Origin of the sequence: Streptomyces sp. SID10853 (genome assembly GCF_010548145.1) — a bacterium.
In the GTDB taxonomy this organism is placed as follows: domain Bacteria; phylum Actinomycetota; class Actinomycetes; order Streptomycetales; family Streptomycetaceae; genus Streptomyces.
In genome coordinates this window covers 1-5,498 of sequence record NZ_JAAGLN010000341.1, presented here as the reverse complement: position 1 = coordinate 5,498, position 5,498 = coordinate 1, and the positions used below count along the sequence as shown (strand labels likewise).

General features: G+C 69.7%; 6 protein-coding genes. 3 read left to right on the top strand and 3 right to left on the bottom strand.

Annotation, left to right across the window (positions count from 1 at the left end; genetic code table 11):
* Positions 1 to 227: 227 nt before the first annotated feature.
* From G3I19_RS34110 to G3I19_RS34100, 3 genes are all read right to left on the bottom strand, one after another.
* Positions 228 to 1,232, bottom strand: a complete 1,005-nt coding sequence (locus tag G3I19_RS34110) for a phosphotransferase (RefSeq protein ID WP_164267575.1) — start codon at positions 1,230 to 1,232, stop codon at positions 228 to 230.
* Positions 1,233 to 1,247: 15 nt separating this feature from the next.
* Complete coding sequence (locus G3I19_RS34105) at positions 1,248 to 1,664, bottom strand: pyridoxamine 5'-phosphate oxidase family protein (RefSeq protein ID WP_164267574.1); 417 nt, start codon at positions 1,662 to 1,664, stop codon at positions 1,248 to 1,250.
* Between the two features lie 159 nt (positions 1,665 to 1,823).
* Positions 1,824 to 2,492, bottom strand: coding sequence for a response regulator transcription factor (locus tag G3I19_RS34100; protein ID WP_164267573.1), 669 nt, complete (start codon positions 2,490 to 2,492; stop codon positions 1,824 to 1,826).
* Between the two features lie 329 nt (positions 2,493 to 2,821).
* On the opposite strand from G3I19_RS34100, the gene pdhA reads away from it, so the two are divergent.
* The 3 genes from pdhA to G3I19_RS34085 form a co-directional block, all read left to right on the top strand.
* Positions 2,822 to 3,982: a pyruvate dehydrogenase (acetyl-transferring) E1 component subunit alpha gene (gene pdhA / locus G3I19_RS34095; protein ID WP_164267572.1), complete on the top strand. Its 1,161-nt coding sequence runs from the start codon at positions 2,822 to 2,824 to the stop codon at positions 3,980 to 3,982.
* Positions 3,983 to 3,984: 2 nt separating this feature from the next.
* A complete protein-coding gene (locus tag G3I19_RS34090; protein ID WP_164267571.1) occupies positions 3,985 to 4,965 on the top strand; it encodes an alpha-ketoacid dehydrogenase subunit beta in 981 nt (326 codons plus the stop codon).
* A gap of 14 nt (positions 4,966 to 4,979) precedes the next feature.
* A partial coding sequence (locus G3I19_RS34085; protein ID WP_343235293.1) for a biotin/lipoyl-containing protein occupies positions 4,980 to 5,498 on the top strand: 519 nt, incomplete at its 3' end.

The window sequence follows — 5,498 nt, the reverse complement described above, 5'->3', positions numbered from 1 at the left end:
CGGCGGCTCCACCACGGACGGCGGGTCGGGCACGGCCGGCACCGCGGCGGGGACCACCGCGGGCGACGCGTCGACGGGCGCTACGGGCGGCTGAGGCGGCTGACACCCCGGGGCCGTGCACACAGCGGCCCGGCGCCCGCCCACCTCACCCGGAGGGCGTCTCACCCGGAGCACGTCTCGCCCAGCGAACGTCTCTCACCCCGAGGGCGCCTCACCCGGAGGACGCCTCACCCCGAGAACGCCTCGCACACCGCCTCGTACTCACGGGTCCACCACACGACCAGGGCCGACGCCGCGGGGAACAGCGGATCGGCCCTGCGGTCGTGCAGCTGGTAGCGCCAGCGCAGCGTCCAGAAGTCGTTGAGCCGCTCCCACCACACCCGGTGGACCGCGGCGGCGAGCTCGGCGGGCCCGGCCGCAGCGGCCCGCCGGTACGCGCGCGCGTACGCCCGTACCTTCGGCAGCTCCAGCTCGCCCGTGGGCTGTACGAAGAAGATCACCGCCGCTCTGACGGCCTCCTCGGCGCGCGGCTTCACGCCCAGCCGGTCCCAGTCGATGATCGCGGCCGGTTCGGCGCCCCGGTAGAGCAGGTTCAGCGGATGGAAGTCGCCGTGCACCCAGCCGCCCGCGTCGCCCGCCGGCGGGCGACGGTGGGCATGGCGCTCCAGCAGGCGGCGGCGCTCGCGCAGCCGGTGCTCGGCCAGCTCGTCGAAGGTGTCGCGGCCCGACTGCCGGCAGGCCAGCCTGGTGAGCAGCTCCTCGATGACCGCGAAGGTGTCGGCGGGGTCGGCGCTCTCGTGCTCGGGGGGCGCGGACTCGGCCTCCATCACCCGCTCAAGACCGGTGTGGACCAGCCCGAGGAGCGCGCCGAGCCGCCGGGAGCAGGCCGTACTGAGCTGGGCGCCCTCCCGGTGCCGGCCGTCGATCCAGGGGTGCAGCGCGTAGCAGCGGCCGCCGATCACCGCGACAGTGTCGCCGTCCGTGTCGGCCAGCGGCGGCGCGACCGGGACGCCGAGCGTCTGGAGGCGCTGGGTGGCGCGGTGCTGGCGGCTGATGGCGGCAGGGTCGCCGTCGAGGTGGTGTTTGAGGAAGTAGTCGCCATGAGTGGTGGCGAGCCGGTAGCCGCGGTTGAGCAGCCCCTGGGCGACGGGCTCGCAGGAGAGCGCGTCACCGGCGGACCGGTAGCGGCGCAGCAGCTCTCCGACAGGCGGTGTTGCATATGAGCGCGGCACTCGCCAGATGTTAGATCACTGCGGGGCGGTGGCTGTTTCCGCGGCGTTGTACTCCATCCGGTCCAGCGTGGCGAACTGCGGCTTGATGCGCAGATAGACCGCTTCGTACGGTTCGCCGTTCACCCGGTCAGGGGCCGTTTCGAACTGAGCGACCACGTCGGGGGCCGGGACGGTCAGCTCGGCGGTGCCGGTGAACTGGACCGACCACAGGTGGGCGTCCCCGGAGGCCAGATTGTCGGCGGCGTAGGCGACGACGCTGCCCATGCATGCCTCGTGGTGTCCGTGGCCCGCGTGCATCCGCAGGATGACGCAGCCGTCCGAGACGATGTGGCGGGCTATGGCCAGGAAGGGGAGCGCGCGCATGCTGGCGGCGACACGGCCGTACGACACTCGGCTGAGCAGGGCGATGGCGCGCTGTTCCTCGATGGGCATGGCTTCCACTGTCCAGCCCGGGCGCCGTGCCGGTAAGGGGACAGCTGCCCCAGGATTGAGGACGTAGGTCCCGAATAAGACCGAACGAACTCATTCAGCTTGATTTCAAACCATTTCAGCCGACCAGTCACCCGGACAACCGGTCGCCGGCGCGGGCAGTCAGTCGGTCCTGTCCTGGCCCGCCTGGATCCTGGCCACGTATGCGGCCGCCTGCGAGCGCCGTTCCATGCCCAGTTTGGCGAGCAGGCTCGACACGTAGTTCTTGATGGTCTTCTCGGCGAGATGCAGCCGTTCGCCGATGACACGGTTGGTCAGACCCTCGCCGATCAGGTCGAGAATCTTGCGTTCCTGATCGGTGAGATTCGCCAGCCGGGCATCGCGTTTGCTGGTGCCACCGTCGCGGAGCCGTTCCAGGACCCGGGCCGTGGCCACCGGGTCGAGCAGTGATTTACCGGCCGCCACATCCCGTACGGCCGACAGCAGCTCGCTGCCGCGGATCGCCTTCAGTACGTAGCCGGACGCTCCCGCCATGATCGCGTCGAAGAGCGCCTCGTCGTCGGAGAACGAGGTGAGCATGAGGCATTTGATGTTCTCGTCGGCCGAGCGGATCTCCCGGCAGACCTCGACCCCGCTGCCGTCCGGCAGCCGGACGTCCAGGACCGCGACATCGGGCCGGGTGGCCGGGATCCTGGCGAGGGCGTCGGCGGCGGTTCCCGCCTCACCGACGATTTCGATGTCGTCCTCCATCGCCAGAAGCTCATGAACTCCGCGGCGCACCACTTCATGGTCGTCAAGGAGAAAAACGCTGATTTTTCCATCTTCGGGCACGGAATCAGTTTCACACATGAGCTCTTCCCGTGCCCGGGGTGCCCGGTATAACGTGCCCCTGTTCCGGCGGCCTGCAAGGCTGTGACCAGTGATTGTTCCCCCATTTTTCGATTTACTTGGAAATCCAAGCAAAATCGCAGGTCAAATGGGGTTTCGCAGTTCTGCGACACACTGGGTAACGTGCCTTTGAGAGGGTGCTTCGCCGGGGCACCTGTCACGCCTGTTCCCGGTTCGCATCGCACCCACCCCGTGCGGGGGATCCGGATTCGGGCGAGCCGCACTGGCCTTACCGGCAACCCCGGGGGCCGGACCGACGGAGGAGCACGCACGTGACCGTGGAGAGCACTGCCGCGACGCGCAAGCCGCGACGCAGCAGCAAGCGAGCCGGCGCCGCAAAGACGCCGCAGGCGTCCGAGCCCCAGCTCGTACAACTGCTGACGCCCGAGGGCGAGCGCATCGAGCACCCCGAGTACGAAGTGGATCTCACGCCCGAAGAGCTGCGCGGTCTGTACCGGGACATGGTCCTGACGCGCCGCTTCGACGCGGAGGCCACCGCACTCCAGCGCCAGGGCGAGCTGGGCCTGTGGGCCTCGCTGCTCGGCCAGGAGGCCGCCCAGATCGGCTCGGGCCGGGCCCTGCGGGACGACGACTACGTCTTCCCGACCTACCGGGAACACGGTGTGGCCTGGTGCCGCGGCGTCGACCCGACCAATCTGCTGGGCATGTTCCGCGGTGTGAACCACGGCGGCTGGGACCCCAACAGCAACAACTTCCACCTGTACACCATCGTCATCGGCTCGCAGACGCTGCACGCGACCGGCTACGCGATGGGGATCGTCAAGGACGGCGCGGACTCCGCGGTCGTCGCCTACTTCGGCGACGGCGCGTCCAGCCAGGGCGATGTGGCCGAGGCGTTCACCTTCTCGGCGGTCTACAACGCCCCGGTGGTCTTCTTCTGCCAGAACAACCAGTGGGCGATCTCGGAGCCCACCGAGAAGCAGATGCGGGTGCCGCTCTACCAGCGCGCCCAGGGCTTCGGCTTCCCCGGTGTCCGGGTCGACGGCAATGACGTGCTGGCCTGTCTGGCCGTCACCAAGTCGGCCCTTGAGCGCGCCCGCCGCGGCGAGGGCCCCACGCTGGTCGAGGCGTACACCTACCGGATGGGCGCCCACACCACGTCCGACGACCCCACCAAGTACCGCACGGACGACGAGCGGCAGGCGTGGGAGGCCAAGGACCCGATCCAGCGGCTGAAGACGTATCTGGAGAAGCAGAAGATCGCCGACGAGGCGTTCTTCACCGGCCTGGAGACCGAGAGCGAGGCGCTCGGCAAGCGGGTGCGGGAAGCCGTACGCGCGATGCCGGACCCGGACGCGATGGCCATGTTCGAGAACACCCACGCCGACGGCCACGCGCTCGTCGACGAGGAGCGTGCGCAGTTCGCCGCCTACCAGGCGTCCTTCGCGGACTCCGCCGAGGAGGGCAACTGATCATGGCCGCGAAAAACATGAGCATCGCGAAAGCGCTCAACGAGTCGCTCCGCAAGGCGCTAGACACCGACCCCAAGGTCCTCATCATGGGTGAGGACGTCGGCAAGCTCGGCGGCGTCTTCCGCATCACCGACGGGCTGCACAAGGACTTCGGCGAGGGCCGGGTCATCGACACCCCGCTCGCCGAGTCCGGCATCGTCGGCACCGCGATCGGCCTGGCCCTGCGCGGCTACCGGCCGGTCGTGGAGATCCAGTTCGACGGCTTCGTCTTCCCGGCGTACGACCAGATCGTCACCCAGCTCGCGAAGATGTACGCGCGCGCTCTCGGCAAGATCAAGCTGCCCGTCGTGGTCCGTATCCCGTACGGCGGCGGCATCGGCGCGGTCGAGCACCACAGCGAGTCGCCCGAGGCGCTCTTCGCGCATGTGGCGGGGCTGAAGGTCGTCTCGCCTTCCAACGCGTCGGACGCGTACTGGATGATGCAGCAGGCCATCCAGAGCGACGACCCCGTCATCTTCTTCGAGCCGAAGCGGCGGTACTGGGACAAGGGCGAGGTCGACACCGACGCCATCCCGCACCCGCTGCACAAGGCGAAGGTGGCCCGCGAGGGCTCCGACCTGACGCTCGCCGCGTACGGCCCGATGGTGAAGGTCTGTCTGGAGGCGGCGGCAGCTGCGGCCGACGAGGGCAAGTCCCTCGAAGTCGTGGACCTGCGGTCGATGTCCCCGATCGACTTCGACACCGTGCAGACATCGGTGGAGAAGACGCGCAGGCTGGTCGTGGTGCACGAGGCCCCGGTCTTCCTCGGTACGGGCGCGGAGATCGCCGCCCGGATCACCGAGCGGAGCTTCTACCACCTGGAGGCCCCGGTGCTGCGGGTCGGCGGATACCACGTGCCGTACCCGCCGGCGCGCCTGGAGGACGAGTACCTGCCGGGCCTGGACCGGGTGCTCGACGCCGTCGACCGCTCGCTTGCGTACTGAGGAGCGCCGTGACCATGACTGATATCGCGACCCCGGTCCGAGAGTTCAAGATGCCCGACGTGGGCGAGGGGCTCACCGAGGCGGAGATCCTCAAGTGGTACGTCGCCCCCGGTGACACCGTCACCGACGGCCAGGTGGTGTGCGAGGTCGAGACGGCCAAGGCCGCGGTCGAGCTGCCCATCCCGTTCGACGGTGTGGTGCGTGAGCTGCGCTTCCCCGAGGGCACCACGGTCGATGTCGGCCAGGTGATCATCACGATCGGCGGGGCGGGTGACGAGCCCGAGCCGGCCGCCGTCCCGCAGCAGACCGAGCAGCCCGCCGAGCGGGAGGCCGCGCAGGAGTCCGGTCAGGAGGCGAAGCCCGCTGCCAGGCAGCCGGTGCTGGTCGGGTACGGGGTCTCCGAGGCGTCGACCAAGCGGCGGGCGCGCAAGAGCGCGGCGCCGGAGCCGGAGGCCGCACCGGAGGGCACGTACTACGCGCCGCCCGCCGCCACGCCTTCCGCTGCCGCGCCTTCCGCTGCCGCGCCGCAGCCC